Raw genomic sequence first — 23,304 nt, forward strand, 5'->3', positions numbered from 1 at the left:
TAAAGATAATTTATTAGTATACTAATAAATTATCTTTTAGAATTAAAGAATATTAATATATAAAATACGGAAGCCCATGCCAATCATAATACAAATTGTATTAAAAATAAAAAATATTACATTATAAAAGAACTTTTTTTTAAAAAAAAAATTGTAAACATTATTTTGAATTAATAATTTAAAAATCATATAAACAAATTAGAAAGTTAAAGTATAAAAACATTATAAAAACTTGCTTAATGCCATTAATAAATGGTCTTAAAAGATTTTAAGAAGAGATAAATTCAAGATTGATCTAAACTCAATAAGAAATAAATAAAATTCAAAACTTTAAGACAATCCATATTTTTTTAAAAATCTATTATTGCAAGCAAACGAACTCAATCCAAACTTTATTTGCTTGAAATAAATATTAATTTATTATAAATTGCGCTAATATTTTACTTGTCAAAACTTACCATTAGGAGATAATAAAAACATGAAAAAAATTTTCACATTAATATTAATTTTTGGGTTGACAATTCAAATCTTTGCCACAAAAGACACACAAGATAGAATTGAAAAAGGCATTGAAAGTTTTAACAAATATGATAAAGAGAAAAAAAATCCAATAGGGCCATTCCTTTTAAATTTATTTTTGCCTTTTGGAATAGGATCCTTTGTCCAAGGGGATTATATTGGTGGAGGCTCAGTGCTTGGATTTAATTTATTAGGAGCAATCCTTTGGGGAACTGGAATTATTCTTAATCACCGCGAAACACAATTAACCGGATACATACTAATAGGAGTAGGAGCAAGCGTGGTTTTAACATCCTACACAGTTTCACTTATTATTCCATTTACATTCGCAAATCGGCACAATGAAAATCTTAAAAAAAGACTCAGCGCTGAACTTGCAGGCTTTGAGCCCAATTTTGATCTTGGAATAAACGGATTCCAATTATCGTTTAAAAAAGTTATTAAATAAATAATAGATACTAATTTTTATAATCTAATTATAAAAATTAAAAATCAATTTGCCAACAGAGAAAGTATACGCACCAATGCTTTCTATGTTGGCCTATCAAATGCACTTAAAATATCGTTAAACCACCGCTTGAATACTAAAAATTGCAAATCTTAAACACAATATTCAGCCTAATTAAGAAATTATTTTTAATGCTAAATTAGTACAATATTTTTAACAATTAATAATAACAATTATTAAATTAAAATGTTCTAAACATATTATTAAAATGCTATAATTACTAATTAACAATAATTAAAATACTTTTTAAGGAGACTATTTTGAAAAAAACGATTATTGTATTTATAATATTAGCATTTATGCTTAATTGCAAAAACAAAAGTAATGATGCCGAGCCAAACAACGACCTAGATGAAAAATCGCAAGCCAAATCAAACCTAGTTGATGAAGATAGAATTGAATTCAGCAAAGCAACACCTTTAGAAAAATTAGTAAGTAGATTGAACTTAAACAACACTGAAAAAGAAACACTAACATTTTTAACAAACTTATTAAAAGAAAAACTAGTAGACCCAAATATTGGCTTACATTTTAAAAATAGCGGTGGAGATGAAAGCAAAATAGAAGAATCTGTACAAAATTTCTATCAGAGCTAAAAGAAGATGAAATAAAAGATCTGCTTGCGAAAATTAAAGAAAATAAAGATAAAAAGAAAAAGATCCAGAAGAGCTAAATACTTACAAAAGCATACTTGCTAGCGGATTTGATGGAATTTTTAATCAAGCAGATTCCAAAACCACACTTAATAACCTTAAAGACACTATATAGCAAAACCCAAGTCTGAAATTTATAATTAATTTAAAAAAGCTAGTGGTTTTAAACTGCTAGCTTTTAAAATATTTTTTTAGTTAATCAACGAATTAAATGCAAAACTTGCACTTTTTATTTTAGGATATTTTTCAATTATTTTTTTCATAGCAACATTAAAAAGCTGAGAATCAAGCGTAATTCTGTAAACTTTTTCATTTTTTGGATATTGCTTTGACTTAATAGTAATCTCGGCAATCATATCACTCCAAGTTCCATTATTATAAAGAGAAGCAAAAGCTTCAATCACTTTTTTAGCATCGCTAGAACCAAAAGGATATGCGGTTACAAGCCCAGATTCAACTGATTTTTCAGACATTGGGAGTCTTCCCAAAAATCCGCTTTTATTTTCATTAAAATTTATATCATTTCCCTTGCTTATTAATTTAAACCCAGAAACAGAATAAAGCGGATCACTCTCTCTAGTGGTTTCAAAAACTATTAAAGGCATGGCATAAGAAATATAGCTTCCATCAACAGGAGAAACAAGATAAGAATACTTAATGCCCCTAAGCTCTTTAACAAAATCTCCACGCTCCCCAAACAAATCTCTGGCTTTAATTTTTATCCAACGAACAGAAACCGGCCACCAAATAAAAACACTTATTGATTTTGTTCCTTCTAAAAACTCTATTTTAGAGTAATCAATAAATTTATTTTTATTTTCAAGAGCTTTTAAAGTTTCATAATTCTGAAAATCATAAACTACACCAGAATCTCCAGAAAAAAGCCCAAAATTCATCGCCCCCAAAGCTCTATTTTCTTGACCCAGCCTATCTGATCCACTTTCTCTAATAAGCTTATTACTACCCTCTCTCTCCATTTTTGAATTATCATCTAAATTACACCCTAGGATTAAAACCACAAAGGATACAATGACTCTTTTCAAAATGCTCCCCCTTTTAAACTTTTAAAATTCTATCTAATATTTAAAGTTTTTAAATTAGATTATTAGAAGAAAATGTAGAGCAATTAAAAAAAAAATCAAAATAAAAACTTTAACGCCTGCTAATCTCTTTTATCAAGCTGTTTAACATGCGATTTATATAATCATAAAGTTTTTTATTCCTGCCAATATTGTTGTAATAAAGTTTAAAAATTTCCAAAAGAGAATTTCTAACCTTAAAAATCACTACTCTTTTGTTTTTATTCCTAATAGAACCTAATGCTTGTTTGAAAGATTTACGTGATTTCTCCATTTCTTTTAAAAACCTATTAACATCGTAATTTAATGTTATTTCTTCTAGCTTTCTTAATATCAACCTAGAATATTCCTTTCCAAGCCTTTTAAACAAATCGTCAAGATTTTCAAAATCCAATTCTCCGCCTAACAAAACCCTACAACATTGCAAAGTCTCTTCTTCTTCGTCTGTTAAATTGCGCTTCCAATTTAAATACCAATCAAGCTCTGACTTTGTAGTAAGAGAAAAATTTTTTAATTCAAGAAGTTCTTTGCTAACGCCGCTAATTTGTTGATCGATTGTTTTTTCAAGAGCAACAAGAATGTCTGCGCTTGAACCACCAGCATTAATTTTGGTTAGATAAAATTGTTGACACAAATTCATATCCAGAAGAGAAATTTCATCTTCTCTGTCGCTTTTGTCAGAATAATTTTCAATCAATCGCACTAAGGTGCTCATTTTAAAAGACAAATCTCCCCACCGCTTTTTTCCTATATCAATTAAAAACTGATTAACATCTTTTTCGCTGTATCTGTATTTTGCTAACACCTCATCATTGTTTAAAAGCCACCCACCAAGAGCATATCTATTCTCATCGTTTTGCAAAGATTTCTTGAAAAACTCAAAATTTTTGTCTTCTTCCAAGTTTAAATGGGGAATCCAAATCTCATCGTGATCATTTTTCAGCAAAGCTTTACCGTATCTTGACTTGCCAATATTGTGCTTTGAAGAAGCTTCTTGCAAAGACTCAGAATTGTCTAAATTGTCAAAATCATTGCTCGACTGTTCCAAGTCTTTAGGCATTAAATTTTTTGAATTTCTTAAAGTTTGTAAATCCTTTTTAAAGTCTTTAGATTTTCTTAATGTCTGTTCATTCTTTTTGTTTTCAAAATTACTTAACCGAGAATCTTTAAGCCTGTTGTTCTTAGAATTTAGAGACTTTTTTTCATTGCTTATTAAATTTTGCTTATTGTTAGAAGTGGTGCTTTTTAAATCTTCTTCTAAAGATTTGCCCTCACAATTAACAAACAATAGAAAGCTAATAATAAATGCAATTCCTATTTTATTCATAAATTTAATTACCTCTATTTAATTATTGGTTTAAATAAAAATATAGCTCACTTTACATACACTAAATGTATGCATCGCACTATTTCTTACTATAAAAGGAATTAGGCTTGCAGCCGTCTTAATAAATTGTTTTTTAAAATAAAAACCCATTTAAAATGACTTAAATAGAGCTTTAAACCTAAATTAATCCAATAATTCCTTTTAAAGCAAAAAAAGTATTAATAATCTGCATTATTTAATAATCTAAAATTACACAGATAAATTAAAATCATTAACACCAATCTAAATTACAAAAATTTAAATTTTTGTAATTTAGACATATTTACAATAAAAAAACAAAAACAAGCACAAACAGGAAGATTAACCCTTAAGCTTAAGAGCTAATCTAAGGATTAATTAAAAATAAAAAAGTTAAAACGAAACAGATGCATCATAATTTTTCACAAGATTACAAGCCTCTTCAATGTTTTTAGTAGTCATAAAAGATTGTCGCAAATTATCTATATAAGTTTTTTCAACCTGTAACAACTGCTGCTTAGATTTAGCAACATTTGGATCATTTGAGTTCTCAAGAGCCATTTTAGCCTTTCTTTTGGCTTGTAAACACTTAACAATAGTGGCAAGCATTTCTTTTACTTTTTCTTCATTAACATTAAAAATTTGATTAAACTTATCAGGATTGCTATCAAGAACCACCTGCTCAATAAAAAACAAAGCTTCTTTTTGATCATCATTTAATGAGCCTATAAAAGAAGTTTTAAGTTCTTTGCTTGATGCACCACTAGAAGCATTTAAACCCTTTGAAGACCTTCTCCTAATATCAGAATAATTAAATTCTTTACAAGAAAAGAATAATAAAATAACAAATAATAAAATATTTTTCATACCGTCTCCCACAATGCGATTGTGCAAATATTTAAATTTAAAAATTAAATAAAATTTTTTAAAAAAATATAAATTATAATATATCTCAGCATTTAAAATAATAAACATTTTGTAAAACTTTATAGTAATATCGAATAAAATATGTTAAAATGACTTTGGTAGTTAAAAATGGAAATTAAAATTGATGAAAAATTTAATATAGTATTTAACAACGATCTTAAATTAATAGAAAACATTGAAGAACAAAAACAGCGTTTATTTTTTTACCTTAAGACACCAAAAGGCAGTTTAAAAGAAAATCCAAATTATGGGCTTGACTACAGCTTTTACTTTAAACTTTGCAAAGCCAATAAACTAGAATCTATTAAAAATTTTTTTTTAAACCTTTCAAAAGAACTCAAAATAGACCTTATTAACGTAAGGCCAAGCATTAAAAACAAAACAATAACAATAAATTTTTTCTTTTTAGGAAAAGACAATTTAAAAATGGATTTTAAAATATGAGTATAATTTTTGATAAAAACTTAGGAATATTGGAAAAAACAATAGAAGAAATTCAAAATGAAAAAAAACATATGCTGAGAACAAAATACGGCATAAACATTAAAGACAATTCAATTTACGACATAATAAACTTTCCAAGTTCAAGCATTGACAAACAAATATCAGAAGTCTTAAAAGAACTTTTTTCCAAAATAAAAGAAAATGGAAGCTACTTTAATGCACTAAAAGAAGACTTAAGCACGCCCAAAAGCTCAACTTACGAAGCAATAAGAAAAGCTCTGCTAAATGTTGAAGGAGTTAAGCACATAAATATTTTAAGTGGGCCTGGAACAATCAGCCTTTACTTAATACTACAAGACGATTGCTTTCAAGACCAAGAAAAAAAGCAAATCAAAATTGAAACTAAACAAAATATTTGGCAAGCAATCTACTATACAGCGCCAAGCGGAACAGTTTTTAAAGGCGACATTGAGATTGAGTTTTTAAACAAGCACAACCAAAAAAAAACATACAAATTCAGCTTAGGTAAGAAGAAATATGCATATCTTAAAGCAGTCTACAAAACAGAAGCAAAAGACGCAATCTACAAAGAAATAGATACTCAAATTAGAGACATTTACAACAAAATATTAACTGACAAATACATTGAAATGGGAACATCTCTTAGGTATCAAGACTTTCTTGCACCAGTTAGCATTATTCGGGGAATAAAAGAGCTGAAAATCGGAATTTGCATTAAAAATGATGAGACAAAAAAAATCACAGAGCTTAGTGATAGCGATTTCACATTTAATAAAGACGAAAACACCAAAGAGAATGAAATTATTATTTTTGATACAAACAAAAGGCTTCTTATTAACAGAGAATAAAAATGAATAAAGAGATACCAAAATTTTTAGAAAATACCCAAATTGAAAAATTCATTTGCAATGAGCTTGATTACAAAAAAGAGATACTAAGAGAGTTAAAAGAGCTGCTTGAAAACTTTAACACAATTAATGTTAAAAATAGCATTAACTCTAAATACATTGCATTGCTAATGCTTTCAATATTTAATGCATTTCACTTTAAAAAAGAGCTTAACAAAAATCTTGTTAACTCTTTAGATGCCATTATTTTTGCAATAAAGTCCATTGGCACTGACGAAAGCTTTATTGTGCTCTTTAAAGCCTTTTTACACGCAAATGTAGAAGTAAGTTCAAACGAAGACGCTCCAGGCGAAATAATAATAAAATTGCTTGGAAACATTAAGTCCCCCATTGAATTTAATATTGCAGCAAAAAATCAAAACAAGCTAAAAAAAATAACTGCAAAGCACGCGGGATTTAAAAAAGCTCTAACTTCTAACTATATGCCCAAAGATTACAAAAACTCGGTGTATGAGTTTATTAAAATATTAATTCCTATAGGAAGGATAGTCAAAATCATAGACAAAAAACAAATAGAAATAAAAGGCGCAAGAACAAAAAAATTTAGCGCAGCAGATCATTTTTTTTGACCTTCTGCTTACTAGCGTGTAAATACAATTTAAAACTTAAAGAAATTTAAAAAGGAGAATTTATGAATACCAACGAACCACAAGAAAGCGTACAAATAAAAGACTTAAACAGAAAAACAAAAGTTAATCAAAGCGACCTTATTCCTATTGATGACATAGTAGAAGATACTTGTGCAATCACATACAAACATCTCCTAGAACAAATACAAAACGATACATTTTATAACAACGAATTTGGATGCTTTAAAAAAGCAATAAAAGACGTAATTAGCAAGGAACTTTTAGAAAACAAAGAATATATAAAAAACATTTACATTAAAGTAATCTCAAAACTTTTAAAGCTAAGCGCACCACTTGAAAACATAGATTTTGATACTGTTTTTAGAAAAGTTAAATCTACGTTTATTGAGAGCTTAAAGCACACAAACACAAAGCCATCTTCAAACAAAATTTCAATTTACAACTCAGAAACAAAAGATATTGAACTTATTCAATTTGAAATCTTGATTGAAAGTTTAAAAGAATTTCTTGCAGAAAAATCTGAAATAAATGAGCTCAAAAGCGACCTAACAAGTCGCGTACAAATAAACGATTTTACAGATAAATTTAAAAACTCTTTTAAATTAATACCCAAACAAACTCTTGATACAAAAAATGAACAACTTGTAAGCTGCTATCAAAACGGAATTCCGCAAATTGTAGAGATTCCTATTTGGTGGCAAGGAAAACCATACGACTTTGGGGGGCTACACACAATAGTTGATGATGCTAGAATAATAGAATTTCAATATAAAAATAAAGCTACAACCGTTGCACTTAAAAACAGAAGTAGCACATCAATTGTAATAAACGAATCATACAAAGACAATTACATTTATTTACAAATAGATGCAGAAATCAGGTATTCAAGCTCAACAGAAGATCACAATAAACAATTTTACCTTCAATTTGAAAAAAGCTCTGCAAAAATTTTAATAGCTTCATTTTCTTCTCAAAACATGCCCACACTTAAAACACCAATTTACAATGGTTGGTACTACGTTGGATCGGGCAAACTAAGCATGGGAGAAGAAATGCCAATACTAAACAAAGTATAAAAAATAAATAAAAGGAGACATTTATGGATACAATACTTATTTTTTTGTCAACAATTGACAATACAAAACTAATTATCTTAGGAGGATTTATTGTGTTAGCAATAATGCCGATGATTTTGGCAATAAAACCACAGTTTAGAGAAAATTTAAATTTTCTTATTCAAAAACTCTTAAAAAATACAAATAAAAAGGAAAAAAAATGAACAATAAAATGAATATCAACTCTGGCATTGACGCTTTAAATAATTTATATGATTTTCTAAAAAGTAGCGATTCTCCAACAGAAGTCAAAGTAGAAAAGGGAATATATTTGGGACTTAATCTTTACAATCTAATAATGAGCATCTACAAAGACAAAATCACAACCCTTGAGAAAGAAGAATCATTAAAAATATTAAATGAAATTAAAAATGTTAATAATAAGATTACTCAACTTATATCAAGCATTAATGATGAGAGAGATGCAAGCATCATTGAACATTTAAGAGAAGAAAGAAATGAGCTAATGTCAATCAAAACTCAAGCACTCCAAGAACAAATAAAAGAGTTTCCAGAAAATACAAGCACTGCTAACAGCAAAACCCAAAACTTAAAAGAAAATAAAGGAGATAAAATTGCAAATTAAAAATTTCCCCTTTTTGTTTTTATTAAACAGTCTTATAATTTTTTCATGCTCTACAATAGCAAGCCTTCCAGAAGAACCATCATCCCCGCAAGAGTCAACACTAAAGGCTTTAAGCTTATACGAAGCACATCTTTCAAGCTATATTATGTATTTACAAACATTTCTTGTGAAGACTAAACAAAAAGTAAATAATAAAAATTATCCTGAATTTACGCTTTTTGATACCAGCAAATTAAAAAAAGATCAGACTCTAAAATCAATCAAGACAAACATTGCTGCTTTAAAAAATCACATTGACAAAATAAAACCAATTGCAATGCAGATTTACAAAAAATACTCAAAAAATATACCTTAATACTTTAAAAGACATTTAACTTTTCTTTTTCCTGAAAGTCCCAAAACTGGGACTTTTTTTAAATAAAAAATCTACATTAAATCTAAGCTTAATTAGAACCAAACTTAATTAGAACCAAACTTAATTGAAGTTATTATAATTTTATTTTTTTTCAATTTTCTATTTGTTATTTGTTAATCTTATAATATAATTATACTTGTATTAAGTTATATTAATATAAAAGGAGAATATATTATGAAAAAATATTTATTGGGAATAGGTCTAATATTAGCCTTAATAGCATGTAAGCAAAATGTTAGCAGCCTTGACGAGAAAAACAGCGTTTCAGTAGATTTGCCTGGTGAAATAAAAGTTCTTGTAAGCAAAGAAAAAAACAAAGACGGTAAGTACAGTCTAATGGCAACAGTAGACAAGCTTGAGCTTAAAGGAACTTCTGATAAAAACAATGGATCTGGGGTACTTGAAGGTGTAAAAGCTGACAAAAGTAAAGTAAAATTAACAGTTTCTGACGATCTAGGCCAAACTACACTTGAAGTTTTAAAAGAAGATGGTAAAACATTAGTATCAAGAAAAGTAACTTCCAAAGACAAGTCATCAACAGAAGAAAAATTCAACGAAAAAGGTGAATTAGCTGAAAAAATAATGACAAGAGCAAACGGAACAAGACTTGAATACACAGAAATTAAAAGCGATGGATCCGGAAAAGCTAAAGAAGTTTTAAAAGACTATGTTCTTGAAGGAACTCTAACTGCTGAAAAAGCAACATTAGTGGTTAAAGAGGGAACAGTTACTTTAAGCAAGCACATTTCAAAATCTGGAGAAGTAACAGCTGAGCTTAATGACACTGAAAGCAGTTCTGCTACTAAAAAAACTGCAGCTTGGAATTCAGGTACTTCAACTTTAACAATTACTGTAAACAGTAAAAAAACTAAAGACCTTGTGTTTACAAAAGAAAACACAATTACAGTACAAAAATACGACACAGCTGGAACCAACCTAGAAGGATCAGCAGTTGAAATTAAAAAACTTGATGAACTTAAAAACGCTTTAAAATAAGGAGAATTTATGAGATTATTAATAGGATTTGCTTTAGTGTTAGCTTTAATAGGATGTGCACAAAAAGGTGCTGAGTCAATTGGTTCTCAAAAAGAAAATAATCTAAACCTTGAAGACTCTAGTAAAAAATCACATCAAAACACTAAACAAGGCCTTCCTGCGGTGATAGAAGACTCAGTGTCTTTGTTTAATGGTAATGAAATTTTTGTAAGCAAAGAAAAAAATAGCTCTGGCAAATATGATTTAAGAGCAAAAATTGATCAGGTTGAACTTAAAGGAACTTCCGATAAAAATAATGGTTCTGGAACCCTTGAAGGTTCAAAGCCTGACAAGAGTAAAGTAAAGTTAATAGTTTCTGACGATCTAAACACAGTAACCTTAGAAACATATGATGCTAGCAACCAAAAAATTTCAAGTAAAGTTACTAAAAAACAGGGGTCAATAACAGAGGAAACTCTCAAAGCTAATAAATTAGACTCAAAAAAATTAACAAGATCAAACGGAACTACACTTGAATACTCACAAATGACAGATGCTGAAAATGCTACAAAAGCAGTAGAAACTCTAAAAAATGGCATTAAGCTTGAAGGAAGTCTTGTAGGCGGAAAAACAACAGTGGAAATTAAAGAGGGTACTGTTACTCTAAAAAGAGAAATTGAAAAAGATGGAAAAGTAAAAGTCTTTTTGAATGACACTGCAGGTTCTAACAAAAAAACAGGTAAATGGGAAGACAGTACTAGCACTTTAACAATTAGCGCTGACAGCAAAAAAACTAAAGATTTAGTGTTCTTAACAGATGGTACAATTACAGTACAAAAATACGACACAGCTGGAACCAGCCTAGAAGGATCAGCTAGTGAAATTAAAAATCTTTCAGAGCTTAAAGGTGCTTTAAAATAATATATAAATAAACCCCCCTACAAAGGCATCAGCTAGTGTAGGAAGGGTTTATTACAACCTAAAAATTGAATTTATATATTTTTCAATTTGTTACTTCTGGAAAAAGCCTCTTAGGAGGCTTTTTCTCTTTTTAAAGAGAGAAAATAAAATAATACATAAGTCAAGCTATTTAGGTCTTTAAGTCTTTAAGTCTTTAAAATCAAAATAAAAAACACTAATACACTGAATGCACAAAATTTAATAAAATTAATGGGAATAATTCCTTCACCCAAGCCCAACTCTTGAATGAAGGATAAATAAATAAAATAATCTAAATTCTTAATAAAATTAAACCCATCGCTAATAAGCTCACTATTTTAAATAAAAATTAAAGCGTAAAAATAATTTACTCCTAATATAAGTTTATTATTTATTATATTTTATTACAAAAACTTACTTTTGTAAAGTATATTTAACAAATATGTATTAAATATACTTTTTTTTTATTTTTTATATAAAAAAACTTTACTTTTTTAAGAAACTGTACTATTAATTAAGTTATAATTAAAGAAACTACTTATATTAGGAGTATAAAATTGAAAGCATTAAAACAGAAATCACTAAACACTACAAAAAGAGTAAAAACAACCACAATGAACTTCCAACACAACTTGATTGTATTAATCTCTACCCTTAACTTTATCAACTTAAACTTTAAAAAATACACACAAAAAAACATACTTTATTTACTAAATAAAAACCTTGAAAGAAATAAACAAAAACTCATAAAACTCAAAACACTACAAAACTATTTATACATACTAGAGAAAAAATTTAAAGTCACGATAAACTACTGTAAACATTTGGGAAAAAATTCTGGAAGTGAAACTTATTATAAACTTAAATACGAAAAAGAAAAATGCTATTTGATAATTAACACATACTTTAAAGAAAAAATAATAAATAAAATTAACGAATTTACGCAAAGAATAAAAAAATTTAATCAAATAAATAGTAGTGTTAAATGGGAGTGTATTAATAATACTAATAATATATATAAATATAAAGAATATAGAAGTATACACAAAAATTCCAAAAAAACAACAAATAATGAAATAATAAAAAAATATTTAAGTAAATGTAACTTCAAAACAGAAATTCCAGCTTTAATAATGGATTTAAAAACAACAAACGGCACTAAAATCGATCATTTAAGAAATCTAAAACACATTGAAAATGACCTAAAAGGAATAGATCCTAAAAAGATTGAAAAGCACATATCAAACGCAATAAAAGAAAATATAAACAACCCGGGATATCTGTGCAAATTTTTCAGAAACAGTGGATATAAAAGGATAATATATAAAATAAAAGAACCGGAAAAGAAATATAGAAACAAAAACGAAATTCTAAAAAAAATACTTGAAGCAAAAATAAAAGAATTGGAAAAAGAACAATATAAAAAAGAAGATCTTGAAAAGTTTTTTGGCAAAACATACGAAATTTACAAAATAAAACCACATTTCATAATAGAACACAAAAAATATCCAGATTTAGAAAAGCTCGTAAAAAGAGCAAAAACGGAGATCCCCAAAATCCAAGATAAAATGGTAAAACAAAAAAGTATAAAAAACAACATTTTTAGTATATTATTAGAACAGTTAAGGCATAAAGTAGATAATGATAAGCTAATTCCTACTTTAAAAAAATTCATTGAGAATGAGCCCGATCTTAAATATAGTAAGGTATTTGACAATTCCTACTATAACAATTTGATTAAAATAGTGAGCTAGGGAAAAAAATGTGCAGCTTAGCTTTACTATTAAGGAAAAAGGAAAAAAATGACGGCTTTACTTGAACGACTAAAGCAAAAGCAAAAAGAGTTAAAATTGGACGCAGACAACAAGCCAAAGGCCAAAAAAGGAAAAAAGGCTAACGTTTTTTCTAAGATTGAGGAGGTTAAAGGTAGAAAGATATACCATACTAAAATCTTTAATGACTTTTATACATTCGGAATAAGCAAGAATGAACCTACGAAATTTTTCATTTCCTTAAGGGGAATCTTTAACATAGAAGACATAAGCATGTTTCATTTATTTTCTTTAAGAGAAGATGATGAATTTATGGGAATTTATTACGGAATAAGAAAGCTTGATAAAGCATTTATTGTAAAGAATTTCAACAAGAAAGAAACTTACACTCTTAGAAAATGTGAATACATTGAATTTAGGTTTAAAAAAGGTTCTGTTTTTTGTTATTTAAACGGTCTTCATATTTTACTTAAAAAGGATAGGGTAAACAGCCCCTATTACAACACGCTGTTAAATATTATTTTAGAACTAGAAACCGAACTCTACACTTTTTATAGCAAAAAATTGTCAAAAGGGGGAATTATTCCTGAATGGATAAAAAAGAGACAAAAGTAATAACAATCGCAAGTATAAAGGGTGGTGTTGGCAAGAGCACAACAAGTTTAATTTTTGCCACATTACTTTCAATCAAATACAAGGTTCTTTTAATAGACATTGATACTCAAGCTTCAACAACAAGCTATTTTTTTAATAAAATTAAGGACAATAATATAGATTTAATAAATAGAAATATATATGAGGTACTAATATCAAATTTACACATAGATAATGCATTAATCACTATTCACAAAAATCTGGATTTAATTCCAAGCTATTTAACATTACATAAATTTAATTCAGAATCTATTCCATATAAAGAATTTAAATTAAAAGAACAGCTAAAGTTGTTAAGTAATCATTACGATTATATAATACTTGATACAAATCCCAGCTTAGATTTTACCCTAACAAATGCCCTTGTGTGTAGCAATTACATAATAATACCAATAACAGCAGAGAAATGGGCTGTTGAAAGTTTAGATTTATTTACTTTTTTTATGAACAAGTTATTATTAACTTTGCCAATGTATTTAATTAATACTAAATTTAAAAGAAACAACACGCACAGAGAACTTTTAAAGGTTTTAGAAAAAAATAATAATTTCTTAGGCACAATATCTGAGAGAGAAGATTTAAACAAAAGAATAGCAAAAAATGATAGATTTGATTTGACGAAGGATTACATAATAGAGTACCAAAACACGCTTACTGCGTTTTTAAATAAATCAAGTTACGTACACTAAGTGTACTCAAACTGTAAAGGAGGATTATAAGTGGAGATAAAGATAAATAAAAGAAATTTATCTGAAAGCGTTAGAGAAGAAGAGCAAGCACTTGTTCATTATAATAAACTTAAAGAAAAATTAAACATTAATTTTCAAAAAGAAATTTATTGTAAAATAGAAGCAATGAAGGTTTTAAAAGAAATTAAAGACAAAGAATATTATAAACTTGACAATTATTCCAGTTTTGATGATTTTGCAAAAGACTATAGACTTGCCAGAACTCAAACTTACAAGTATCTTAAAATTGCAACAGCAATAGAAGAAGGGCTTATTGAAGAAAAGTATGTAGTTAAAAACGGAATCAATGATACAATTTATCTTCTTAAAACAAAAGAAAGTCCAAGTTTAAAAAAATCTAATCAAAACCCAATAAAACCACTAAGATTTCAGCTTAAAAAGGAGGAATCTTATTCTTTTTATAAAAAAAATGCCAAGCTTACAAGCTTTCTTTTAGAGAAAATTTTTTTTGAGGAAAAAGATTTTTTATTAAAAATAACTAAAGAATTTGAAACTTTAAGAAATAAACGAAAATGAAATATTTATTTGCAAAACTTGAAAAGTTAGTGTATACTTTATAGGTACAGACTGACACGCAATGTGTCGCTCTTAATATAAGGACCTGTTACCTTAAAGGGTTTATTGGGGATTCTGTTAAAAGAAATTCCAATAAACCCTTTAACTTTTGATTTAAAGTTTTTATTTTTTAACAGTAATTTTGGAAAAATTTAGAAAAGTATTTACAAAACATAAATTTTTTTATACTATAGTATTAGTAAAAAACTTATATTAGGGGTTAAGATGAAAAGGCTTAATAAGACCAAAAGGAAAGAATACTGCAAACTTTTAATTGAAACTTTTGCCATTAAAATAATGGTTTTGAGTGGCTTGGTTCTAACAATATTAAAGATTCTTAAAACCAAATGTTTTCTTATTAAGCTTTTAGATTCTAAAGTTTAGATAAAAATTGGTCGGGAATGTTTAATTATTTAAAAATTATATTTAAAAATTGTGTATTTAAAAATGTTTATTGAGAAAATATTACAAAGCAATGCAGAATTGTTTAAAGACATTCAAAATTCTGGATGTTATTTTTTGTCTTTGCACTATTGGATATTTGTTTTAACGGGGCTTGATTTTACAGCAAAAGACGTTAATTTAAATTATCAGCGGTTTTTGGAATTAGGCTACATTAGAAAGGATTGTTATATTTTAAATCCATGTAAAATTCTTAGTTGTTATAAAATATTTTCCAAGGTTAGATACGAGAGTCCACTTTATTTGCCTAAAGCCGGCAGAGAGTTTGAAATAACAGAGATTAAGGTGAAAGATCAGATTTTTATGCATTTTCTTGTAATTGATAATAATAAGGTGCTCTACGACAGTCTTGATTTAAAGTCTAAAGGAAAGAAATTCCAAATAACATCAAAAAGGATATTTAATTATTTTGTTTGAAAATAATAATTACATTTTATAACTTTTAATGTTTATTACAGTATTTTTTAAATTTTAAACCCTTTGGGTTAATTGCTTTAACCTTAATTTCTTTTAGCTTTTGAATGCTGGTTGAAGAGCTTAATATTTGGTTTCTGCATTTCAGAATTAACATTTAAATTGTAAGACCAAACAGCCCAACACAGGTGGTTGTTTGGTCTATTATTTTAAGTTGCTTATAAAAATGGTGTTTATTGCGGGTTAGTAGCTTCTGAATTTAGTCTTTGTTTTCCTTTAACTTTTATTAATTTTTCTCTCATTATTTTTGCAATTTCAAGCACCCCTTGAGCTGTAGTTGGAGGATTCTCTTCAGCTGCCATTGAGACTGTTTTTGTCATGTCTTGTACTCCAATTCTTTCTAATGGTTCTGAGACTTCAAATATTAAGTCATACATTGCTGAAAATTCACCACTACGTCCAGTTTCTTTAAGTTTAGTAGCCTCCTCTTCTATTGCTATTACGAATTTTTCCGCTACTGCAATAGCTCGTACTTTTGCTTGTTTTATGAAATCCCCTGATTCTGTTCCTGCTACCCTACTACCTGTTGCACTACTTGTAAAGGCAGCAAAATTTACACCCCTAGAAGCAGCCTCTTTTTTAATTGCATCTATTTCATCTACAATGGCTTTAGCTGATGATTCTAATTTGATTTTTGTTTCTCCTGTTAGTCCACATGATATAAGTAGGTTAACAAGTATAGTTAGTTTAAGTAAATTGTTAAAAGTTTTATTATTACATTTAATCATATCATTATCCTTTTTTTGTATTTTAGTAAAAGCAATAAACCAATATTATTAAATTGTAAATATTAGGACGAGCTAAAAATTTTACTTTTAGTCCATTCTAATGACAATATTTTTAATATTTATTTCTTTTTTTTGCTTTTGTTATTTTTTTTCTCCCCGCCATTTTCAATATTTTGTTTTTCCTTAACCACTTCAAGTTGATTTTCTATTTGAGCTTTAGCCGCAAGCAATCTTTCAGCTGTGTTTATAGGATTATTTTTAGATTCCTCTAAAACACGGGCTTTTAAGCCCATTATTCCAACGTCTTCTAGCGATTCTACAACCTCAAGCATTAAGTCAAACATAGCCAAGAATTGACCACTATTTCCAGTTTCTTTAAGCTTTAAAGCTTCTTTTTCTATTATCTTAAGGAACTTTCCTGTTTCATCAATGGCTTGTACTTTTGCTTCTCTTAAGGCTAGTCCACCACTTGTCACCTTAGAACCGGTTTTAAGGCCTGTAAAAGCTGTAAAAAGTACACCTTTTTCCGTGGCTTCTTTTTTTATTTTTAAAATTTTGTTTTTTAAATCCTTAAAGGACGATTCAAGAGCTACATTTGTTTTTTCTACCAATCCAATACTACATGCGACCAATAGTTTAAAAAACAAGGCTATAACTATTGAATTTAACTTTCCAATTTTCATTTTTTCCTCCTTATGTTTAAATTTGATTAAATTTAAATTTTAGCCCACTTTATGGAAAATAAAATAAAATAGTTAGTAGTGTTGATGTAAAAAGTTAATATAATTTCTAGATTTTTACTAAACTTTAAAACTTTTATTTTAAAAGCGCATCATTTTAAATTTTATTTTTATTATTTTTATTGTTAGTGTGAATTTGTTTTATGCAAATATAGCAGTAACATTGTTTGGAATTACAAGCTTACTATGCAATCTGGCTTGTGATTTTAAGACTTGTTTCCAGTTTGCCAAAATATTACAAATTGGTTATTTTGCAAATTGAATCAAAGATCTAAAATAATTAGGTCTTAAAAATAAAAGAGAAGCCATGCTCCCGCAATTTATTGGCTTCTCTTTTGAGTATTTTGACTATTTTGACACTGTTTTATTAGGGGGCAGAAACGGGATTAGCAGGCCTAAAGGGCATAAAAATGCCCTTTAGGCCTTTAAAGAAGTATCCTTTTTTGTTTGCTCCTGAGGCTATTTTATTTTTTACTTTAATTGTCATGTTTTTTAAACTTTCACTAGATGTATTTTCCACAAGATTTTATTAAGCGTTTTAATCTTTCATTTTGTTCGTTAACAACGATTTTTTTGATTTTTGTTTCTTGCTCTTGAGTAAATACCTCACTATACATATTACACAATAATGTTATTGCTGGCAACAGAATATATTTTGTTTTAAATATTCTTTTCTTCTTTTACCACTTATTTTTATTAATTTTATTATATTTAAAAAATAGATCTCTTTAATTAAATTACTCACGGTAAAAAACATTAATTTTTCTTGAGTTTTTAAAAGAACTTAATTAAAATTAAATAATGATATTTAAAAATAGAAAAGAAGAATATATTTTTTTATTTAAAAAAGGTTTAAAAGATTTAGATATCGCTCAAATTTTAGGTGTTAGTGAATCTTTTGTAGCAAAAGCCCGAAATAAATATTTTAAATCCGGTGATTCTGTTTGTAAAAAGAATTCTTTTTCCAGCGACCTGGCAGAAGAAAGCACTACTAAAGTGTCTTTTAATGAGGACAATTTTAACAATTTGGTGCTGCTTGCTACAAAAAAGGCCTTTGAGCTTGAAAATGCCAAAAATGAGGCTGAAAGGTTATTTTACGAGATAGTTTGTTCTTTTATTGATTCCCACCACAGATGTAAAAATCTCAGTTTAGCGGCAATAAAAAAGGAAGCATTAATTTTGGATTTAAAAATTAGCAAACTTCAAAGCGAGATTAGCGCCAATAAAAAAAGAGGCCTTAAAGGCCAAGAAAGCCTTGAAAGAGAGCTTGCTGATAGGATTAAAAAGAGAGAAGAGATTGAAAAAAAGCTTATTACTATTTGCATGAGAGAGGATTTTGATACTCTTGTTAAGCTTAAATCTGTTTTAAGCAGTAAGAATTTAAAATTGGAGTAAAATTTGAAATTCTTAAGATCATTAGCATTTCTCAATCTTCAGAAAAAGTTTAAAAATAAGTTTAATATTAACATTTTGGATTATATTAAGCCAAAACCAACCAAAATTTGTTTTAAAGATTTTGAAAACAAATACTTAACTGATAAGCAAAAGGAAGTTCTTTTTGACATAGAAAGTCACGATTATTCAAAAGTAATATTTAGCGGCGGGATTGCAAGTGGCAAGACGTTTTTAGCTTCATATTTGCTTGTTAAAAAGCTTATTGAAAACAAATCTTTTTATGAGCAAGATACCAATAATTTTATTATAGGCAACTCAATTGGTTTGTTGATGACAAATACTGTAAAGCAAATAGAGAAAATTTGCAGCTTGCTGGGAATTGATTACGAGAAAAAGAAAAGTGGACAGTCTTTTTGTAAGATAGCAGGCCTTAAGCTTAATATTTACGGGGGTAAAAACAGAGATGCTTTTTCCAAGATTCGTGGGGGCAATAGTGCAATAATTTATGTAAATGAAGCAACAGTAATTCACAAAGAAACTTTACTTGAGGTAATAAAAAGGCTTAGAAAGGGTAAAGAAATTATTATTTTTGATACAAATCCGGAAAGCCCTGCGCATTATTTTAAAACCGATTATATTGAAAATACAGATGTTTTCAAGACATATAATTTTACAACGTATGACAATCCTTTAAATTCAGCAGATTTTATTCAAACCCAGGAAAAACTTTACAGGCGTTTTCCCGCCTATCGGGCTCGTGTGCTTTACGGGGAGTGGATTTTAAATGAATCTACGCTATTTAATGAGATGATTTTCAATCAAGATTATGAATTTAAAAGCCCAATAATGTACATTGATCCTGCATTCTCAGTAGGTGGAGACAATACAGCCATTTGTGTTTTAGAGCGCACTTTTGAGAAGTTTTATGCATATATTTATCAAGACCAAAAACCAGTAAGTGATAGTTTAGTGCTTGCCTCTATTCAGGTTTTAATAGAAAATTTCAATGTAAATACCGTTTACATTGAGGAGAGAGACAGTACCAAAGGGGATGGAATTTTAACTAAAACAATTCTTTTCTTGAGAAACAAAAGCAGTCACTATTTTAAAGTTGCACCAATAAAACCTTTAAGCAATAAATTCAAAAGAATATGCGTGCTTATTCCTTTGTTTGAAAGCCGCAAAATAGAATTTTTAAAAATAATAAGTAAAAATGTAATATCTGATATTTACAGCTACAAAGGAGATGGCAAAACAAAAGACGATGCGCTTGATTCTCTTGCAAATGCGTATCTTCTTTTAACGCTAAATTATAAAGAAAAATTATTTCATTTCGGCAGGTTTAAATATTTATAATTTGTTCTAAATTTTTAGTTATCAATTTAAGTTTATTGTAATTAATAATTATTTAAAAGTTTTTGTCTTTTGTGCTGATTTTGCTAAAAATTCCTTTTTGCCTTAAATCTAAGCCAAATCAATATTAAATCAATTTTTAAAACAATTAAATTTTTATATTAAAAAATGCAAATTTTTGTAAAAAATATAAAATTAATATTCAATCTTTTAAAGGTTTTGAAAAATTTTTTTTAAAGTTTTTTTTTTGGAAAATATTATTGATATGATTTATAATTTAATTTTTATTATTTTTTACTTTGAAGGAGTCTATTATGAAAAGCGGATTTTTTCTCTATTTTTGTTCTCAAGCTTTGATTTTTTTAATTGCAATGCTTTTGGAAGCATAATTTTGACTTTGAAAAAAAGCTTAGTTTGAAATATTTAAGCTAATTGTTTTTAAAAGAGAGTTTATTTTACATCAATTTTGATTAGATTTTATTAAATTAGCATTAGAAAAATTTGCTAAGTTTGTCAAATTTGTCTAGTGTAATCATTTTTAAGATTTATTTTTTCAATCTATTCAAATGTATTTCTAGGGGAGTGAAATATGAGAATTACCGGTCTTCTTTTTTTTTTAATGTGTCTTTTAGGTTGTAGTTCTTTTAATAAGTCGAGCAATAAAAGTTTATTGGCCAAAAATAAGCAAAAAGCATCAGATTATAACAGAGAGTATTATCAGAAAAACAGAGAAAAACTTAAATTAAGAGCCAGAGAGCGATATCGTAGAAACAGAAAGCTTAAAATTAACTAGAAAAAATTAAGTTTATTAAACTTATTAATAATTTTTAAGTAATTTTAATACTAAATAATATATTTAAATTGAATAATAGTTTCATGTAAAATTTGTATGTTTTTTAGTTATTTGAAATAATTTTGAACTTTTGAAATAAATTAAATTTTCATTAGGAGAATATACATGAAGAGATATATTTATGTATATATCATTTCAGTAGCTGTAATTTCTTGTTATTTAAATGATTTTTCTGGTATGAAAGAAAATAACTGTAATAAATATGATTTAAGTTTTTCTGAGCTTTATTTAGCTGAAAGAGAAAATGCTATTTTAAAAATTCAAAGAAAATTTAAGAGCTTGACTGATAAAATAAGCTCCAGGATATCTAATTATAGTGAGATTAAAGTTGGCAATTTTTTTAGCGAATCTAGTGAACAAAAGATTAATCTTTTAAACAAAATATTAGAGATTTTAAAAATACAACATGGGTTAGTAGAAAAAAGCAGCAATATTTTAAGTAATCTTAAAATGTTAAGTGTAGGCAATTATGCCGCTTTTGATCCACAGCCAGAATTGAAACTTTTAAATCAAAAATATTCAGATATAGATGAAAAATTAAGAGAAATATGTAGTTGCATTCTTAGTAACAGTATTGACTTTAATAAGGTTTTAAAGGATTTGATTTATTTAAAAGAGAGTGCTTTAGCGCTAATGCAAAAATAAGTTTTCATAAATAGAGTCAAAATTAAAGACTCTATTTATGAAAAAGTTTGAAAATCATTTATTCTTCTATAGGTTTTATTTCTGATAGGGCAAATCTTTCTGAATTGTTTGTATTCCACCCTAGCCATTTGTCGTTTTTAAAAAGATAGTTTCCCGCAACACTGTATATTGGAATTATTGGATAATCATTTTCAATAATTATTTCTTCTATCTTTTTTAATATTTCTAATCTTAGTTTTTCATCCCCTTCAAGATCGGATTTTATTATAAGCTCATCAAGTTCAGGATTTGAATATCCGTAAGATGCAAAATGTGAGCTTTTAGTTTCAAATATATTAAAGAATGCCATGGGATCTAAATAATCTCCTTGCCAGGACCTTACTGAGATCTCATATTGACCTTTTAAAATATTTGATATGTGGTTGACCCATGTTTCAGGCTCAATTTCTACATCAATGTTTAAAACTTTTTTCCATTGGCTTTGAATAAAACTAGCAACTTCTTTTTCAAGGTCATTTTTATTGTATTTTATTGTAAGGGTTGGAAAATTTTTACCATCTGGATATCCAGCTTCGGCTAAGAGCTTTTCTGCTTTTCTCGGGTTGTATGGCTTAAGCTTTTTCCCATAATTATAGTTGTTAATATTAGGGCTTATTTTTCTTGTTGCTTTAAAGTTGTTGTCAAGAACTCTGTAAGCTAGAGTTTCTCTGTCAACCGCAAGAGCTAATGCTTCTCTTACTTTTACATTGTTAAGAGGTTTAACATTTGTGTTTAGCGAAAAAAACCCAATTTGATTAATGTCAGCTGAATAAAAATCTTCTCTTAAGATAAGCTCATTAATAAGGCTTAAGGGGATGTTATTAAAAATAGCATCTATTTCATTGTGCTCGTACATGCTGTAAATTCTGCGGGTGTCGTTTATAGTAACAAATATGAGCTCATTAATATCAACGCTTTTAGCATCATAGAATTTTTCATTCTTTTCAAGAGATATTTCTTCGTTTAAGATCCTTCTTTTTAGCTTGAAAGGACCGCTTGTAACCATGTTTTCTGAGCTTGTCCATTTGTTTCCAAACTTTTTAACAATGTGCGTAGGAATGGGGATAAATATTGGGTGTGTAAGCATGTCAAGAAAATATATTGCTGGGCGAGAGAGAGTTATTTCTAAAGTTTGCTCATTAATTACCTTTATTCCAACTTCATCTGCATTTAATTTTGTTTCGTAAAATTCTTGTGCATTTTTTATCTTTGATGTTAATAGGTTAATATTTGGCACATCAAGCTCATTTTCTAAGGCCATTATGTAGGAATCTCTAATGGTGCTTGCTGTTATTTTAATGCCGTCACTCCAATAAATGTCGTCTCTTAAATGGAATGTATAGCAGGTGTTGTCGTAAGAAATGTCCCAATTTTTTGCAAGTCCTGGCCTGTATCCACCCGTTTTGGGGTCACCCCTTAAAAGCCCCACAAATAGTTCGTTTATAATTAAATTACCTAGTCTGTCGCTGCAAAATTGTGGATCAAGCGATGTTGGTTCGTCTCCAATTCCAACACCAAAGACAATATCATCTTTTGGTTTAGACATTGCTGCACACGAGATTACAGTAGCAATGCCCAATATTAAAAGTTCTCTTTTTTTTATTATCATGTCCTTGTTAGCCTCCTTTATGCTCCTTTTTTATTACAAATATTCAATTTTTATTAGCAAATTATATTGCAATATTTTTGTAAAGTATTTTATTTCTGCTGCTGGGAATCCCAAAAGGCTTGTTGTTTTTTATTTAAAGGAGTTTAAAGCAAAAGGCTTTAACATACGCATTTTTTATTTTAAAACTACAAATAAGGCCTTAAGTCCCTATTTGTAGTTTTAAAGAAGTTTTCAATGAATTGTTGATCTATA

General features: G+C 27.9%; 27 protein-coding genes and 1 pseudogene. 21 read left to right on the forward strand and 7 right to left on the reverse strand.

Features of this window, described 5'->3' with window-relative positions; all coding sequences use genetic code 11:
* Nucleotides 1–478 precede the first annotated feature (478 nt).
* Entirely contained in the window at nucleotides 479–967 is a 489-nt protein-coding gene (locus QIA19_RS00225) for a P13 family porin (RefSeq protein ID WP_301364964.1), read from the forward strand.
* A 320-nt stretch (nucleotides 968–1,287) separates the two neighbouring features.
* A pseudogene (locus QIA19_RS00230) lies at nucleotides 1,288–1,795 on the forward strand (BBA03 family outer surface lipoprotein).
* Nucleotides 1,796–1,871: 76 nt separating this feature from the next.
* On the opposite strand, the gene QIA19_RS00235 reads toward QIA19_RS00230, so the two are convergent.
* The 3 genes from QIA19_RS00235 to QIA19_RS00245 form a co-directional block, all read right to left on the reverse strand.
* Complete coding sequence (locus QIA19_RS00235) at nucleotides 1,872–2,723, reverse strand: S2/P23 family protein (RefSeq protein ID WP_012672333.1); 852 nt, start codon at nucleotides 2,721–2,723, stop codon at nucleotides 1,872–1,874.
* A gap of 109 nt (nucleotides 2,724–2,832) precedes the next feature.
* A complete protein-coding gene (locus QIA19_RS00240; RefSeq protein ID WP_301364967.1) occupies nucleotides 2,833–4,086 on the reverse strand; it encodes a hypothetical protein in 1,254 nt (417 codons plus the stop codon).
* Between the two features lie 411 nt (nucleotides 4,087–4,497).
* Complete coding sequence (locus tag QIA19_RS00245; RefSeq protein WP_301364969.1) at nucleotides 4,498–4,971, reverse strand: BBA07 family lipoprotein; 474 nt, start codon at nucleotides 4,969–4,971, stop codon at nucleotides 4,498–4,500.
* Between the two features lie 168 nt (nucleotides 4,972–5,139).
* Between QIA19_RS00245 and QIA19_RS00250 the strand changes: the two genes are divergently transcribed.
* From QIA19_RS00250 to QIA19_RS00320, 15 genes are all read left to right on the forward strand, one after another.
* Complete coding sequence (locus tag QIA19_RS00250; RefSeq protein ID WP_010890377.1) at nucleotides 5,140–5,475, forward strand: contractile injection system sheath initiator; 336 nt, start codon at nucleotides 5,140–5,142, stop codon at nucleotides 5,473–5,475.
* Nucleotides 5,472–6,344 (forward strand): DUF276 domain-containing protein, encoded by an 873-nt coding sequence (locus QIA19_RS00255; RefSeq protein ID WP_012672380.1) that lies wholly within the window; start codon nucleotides 5,472–5,474, stop codon nucleotides 6,342–6,344. Before QIA19_RS00250 ends, QIA19_RS00255 begins: the two co-directional genes overlap by 4 nt.
* A 2-nt stretch (nucleotides 6,345–6,346) precedes the next feature.
* Nucleotides 6,347–6,973 (forward strand): DUF735 family protein, encoded by a 627-nt coding sequence (locus QIA19_RS00260; protein WP_012672388.1) that lies wholly within the window; start codon nucleotides 6,347–6,349, stop codon nucleotides 6,971–6,973.
* Nucleotides 6,974–7,035: 62 nt separating this feature from the next.
* Nucleotides 7,036–8,070 carry a DUF685 domain-containing protein gene (locus QIA19_RS00265; RefSeq protein WP_301364975.1) on the forward strand — a complete coding sequence of 345 codons (1,035 nt, stop codon included), beginning with the start codon at nucleotides 7,036–7,038 and terminating at the stop codon, nucleotides 8,068–8,070.
* A 23-nt stretch (nucleotides 8,071–8,093) separates the two neighbouring features.
* Nucleotides 8,094–8,273, forward strand: coding sequence for a BlyA family holin (locus tag QIA19_RS00270; RefSeq protein WP_012672313.1), 180 nt, complete (start codon nucleotides 8,094–8,096; stop codon nucleotides 8,271–8,273).
* Nucleotides 8,270–8,695, forward strand: a complete 426-nt coding sequence (locus tag QIA19_RS00275; RefSeq protein WP_012672340.1) for a BlyB family putative holin accessory protein — start codon at nucleotides 8,270–8,272, stop codon at nucleotides 8,693–8,695. Before QIA19_RS00270 ends, QIA19_RS00275 begins: the two co-directional genes overlap by 4 nt.
* Nucleotides 8,685–9,050, forward strand: a complete 366-nt coding sequence (locus QIA19_RS00280) for a BBA14 family lipoprotein (RefSeq protein ID WP_010258119.1) — start codon at nucleotides 8,685–8,687, stop codon at nucleotides 9,048–9,050. The genes QIA19_RS00275 and QIA19_RS00280 overlap by 11 nt, the downstream gene beginning before the upstream one ends.
* A gap of 234 nt (nucleotides 9,051–9,284) precedes the next feature.
* Nucleotides 9,285–10,106: an outer surface lipoprotein OspA gene (ospA, locus tag QIA19_RS00285; RefSeq protein ID WP_301364978.1), complete on the forward strand. Its 822-nt coding sequence runs from the start codon at nucleotides 9,285–9,287 to the stop codon at nucleotides 10,104–10,106.
* Between the two features lie 9 nt (nucleotides 10,107–10,115).
* Complete coding sequence (gene ospB, locus QIA19_RS00290; protein ID WP_012672297.1) at nucleotides 10,116–11,006, forward strand: outer surface lipoprotein OspB; 891 nt, start codon at nucleotides 10,116–10,118, stop codon at nucleotides 11,004–11,006.
* Between the two features lie 575 nt (nucleotides 11,007–11,581).
* Nucleotides 11,582–12,778: a plasmid maintenance protein gene (locus QIA19_RS00295; protein WP_301364979.1), complete on the forward strand. Its 1,197-nt coding sequence runs from the start codon at nucleotides 11,582–11,584 to the stop codon at nucleotides 12,776–12,778.
* 48 nt (nucleotides 12,779–12,826) lie between these two features.
* Nucleotides 12,827–13,411: a DUF226 domain-containing protein gene (locus QIA19_RS00300; RefSeq protein ID WP_012672392.1), complete on the forward strand. Its 585-nt coding sequence runs from the start codon at nucleotides 12,827–12,829 to the stop codon at nucleotides 13,409–13,411.
* Nucleotides 13,387–14,139, forward strand: a complete 753-nt coding sequence (locus tag QIA19_RS00305) for a ParA family protein (protein ID WP_012672332.1) — start codon at nucleotides 13,387–13,389, stop codon at nucleotides 14,137–14,139. The genes QIA19_RS00300 and QIA19_RS00305 overlap by 25 nt, the downstream gene beginning before the upstream one ends.
* Nucleotides 14,140–14,169: 30 nt before the next feature.
* On the forward strand, nucleotides 14,170–14,715 hold the full coding sequence (locus QIA19_RS00310; RefSeq protein ID WP_012672381.1) for a chromosome replication/partitioning protein: 546 nt from the start codon (nucleotides 14,170–14,172) through the stop codon (nucleotides 14,713–14,715).
* 264 nt (nucleotides 14,716–14,979) lie between these two features.
* Nucleotides 14,980–15,138 carry a hypothetical protein gene (locus QIA19_RS00315; protein WP_164466661.1) on the forward strand — a complete coding sequence of 53 codons (159 nt, stop codon included), beginning with the start codon at nucleotides 14,980–14,982 and terminating at the stop codon, nucleotides 15,136–15,138.
* Nucleotides 15,139–15,201: 63 nt separating this feature from the next.
* Complete coding sequence (locus tag QIA19_RS00320; RefSeq protein ID WP_301364981.1) at nucleotides 15,202–15,633, forward strand: DUF261 domain-containing protein; 432 nt, start codon at nucleotides 15,202–15,204, stop codon at nucleotides 15,631–15,633.
* Between the two features lie 230 nt (nucleotides 15,634–15,863).
* Here the strand turns inward: QIA19_RS00320 and dbpA are convergent, their stop codons facing one another.
* The 3 genes from dbpA to QIA19_RS00335 form a co-directional block, all read right to left on the reverse strand.
* Nucleotides 15,864–16,418, reverse strand: a complete 555-nt coding sequence (gene dbpA / locus QIA19_RS00325; RefSeq protein WP_301364982.1) for a decorin-binding protein DbpA — start codon at nucleotides 16,416–16,418, stop codon at nucleotides 15,864–15,866.
* Between the two features lie 119 nt (nucleotides 16,419–16,537).
* Nucleotides 16,538–17,101 (reverse strand): decorin-binding protein DbpB, encoded by a 564-nt coding sequence (gene dbpB / locus QIA19_RS00330; protein ID WP_301364984.1) that lies wholly within the window; start codon nucleotides 17,099–17,101, stop codon nucleotides 16,538–16,540.
* A 424-nt stretch (nucleotides 17,102–17,525) separates the two neighbouring features.
* The gene (locus QIA19_RS00335; protein ID WP_245532230.1) at nucleotides 17,526–17,678 is read right to left on the reverse strand and encodes a hypothetical protein; all 153 of its coding nucleotides are present in this window, start codon (nucleotides 17,676–17,678) and stop codon (nucleotides 17,526–17,528) included.
* A gap of 281 nt (nucleotides 17,679–17,959) precedes the next feature.
* On the opposite strand from QIA19_RS00335, the gene QIA19_RS00340 reads away from it, so the two are divergent.
* From QIA19_RS00340 to QIA19_RS00355, 4 genes are all read left to right on the forward strand, one after another.
* Nucleotides 17,960–18,553 carry a helix-turn-helix domain-containing protein gene (locus QIA19_RS00340; protein WP_301364986.1) on the forward strand — a complete coding sequence of 198 codons (594 nt, stop codon included), beginning with the start codon at nucleotides 17,960–17,962 and terminating at the stop codon, nucleotides 18,551–18,553.
* 3 nt (nucleotides 18,554–18,556) lie between these two features.
* On the forward strand, nucleotides 18,557–19,909 hold the full coding sequence (locus tag QIA19_RS00345) for a PBSX family phage terminase large subunit (RefSeq protein ID WP_301364988.1): 1,353 nt from the start codon (nucleotides 18,557–18,559) through the stop codon (nucleotides 19,907–19,909).
* Between the two features lie 586 nt (nucleotides 19,910–20,495).
* On the forward strand, nucleotides 20,496–20,699 hold the full coding sequence (locus tag QIA19_RS00350; protein WP_012672316.1) for a hypothetical protein: 204 nt from the start codon (nucleotides 20,496–20,498) through the stop codon (nucleotides 20,697–20,699).
* A 165-nt stretch (nucleotides 20,700–20,864) separates the two neighbouring features.
* On the forward strand, nucleotides 20,865–21,404 hold the full coding sequence (locus QIA19_RS00355; RefSeq protein WP_012672363.1) for a hypothetical protein: 540 nt from the start codon (nucleotides 20,865–20,867) through the stop codon (nucleotides 21,402–21,404).
* A 58-nt stretch (nucleotides 21,405–21,462) separates the two neighbouring features.
* On the opposite strand, the gene QIA19_RS00360 is transcribed toward QIA19_RS00355, so the two are convergent.
* Complete coding sequence (locus tag QIA19_RS00360) at nucleotides 21,463–23,052, reverse strand: peptide ABC transporter substrate-binding protein (RefSeq protein WP_012672300.1); 1,590 nt, start codon at nucleotides 23,050–23,052, stop codon at nucleotides 21,463–21,465.
* Between the last annotated feature and the right edge of the window lie 252 nt (nucleotides 23,053–23,304).

Origin of the sequence: [Borrelia] finlandensis, assembly GCF_030438365.2 — a bacterium.
In the GTDB taxonomy this organism is placed as follows: domain Bacteria; phylum Spirochaetota; class Spirochaetia; order Borreliales; family Borreliaceae; genus Borreliella; species Borreliella finlandensis.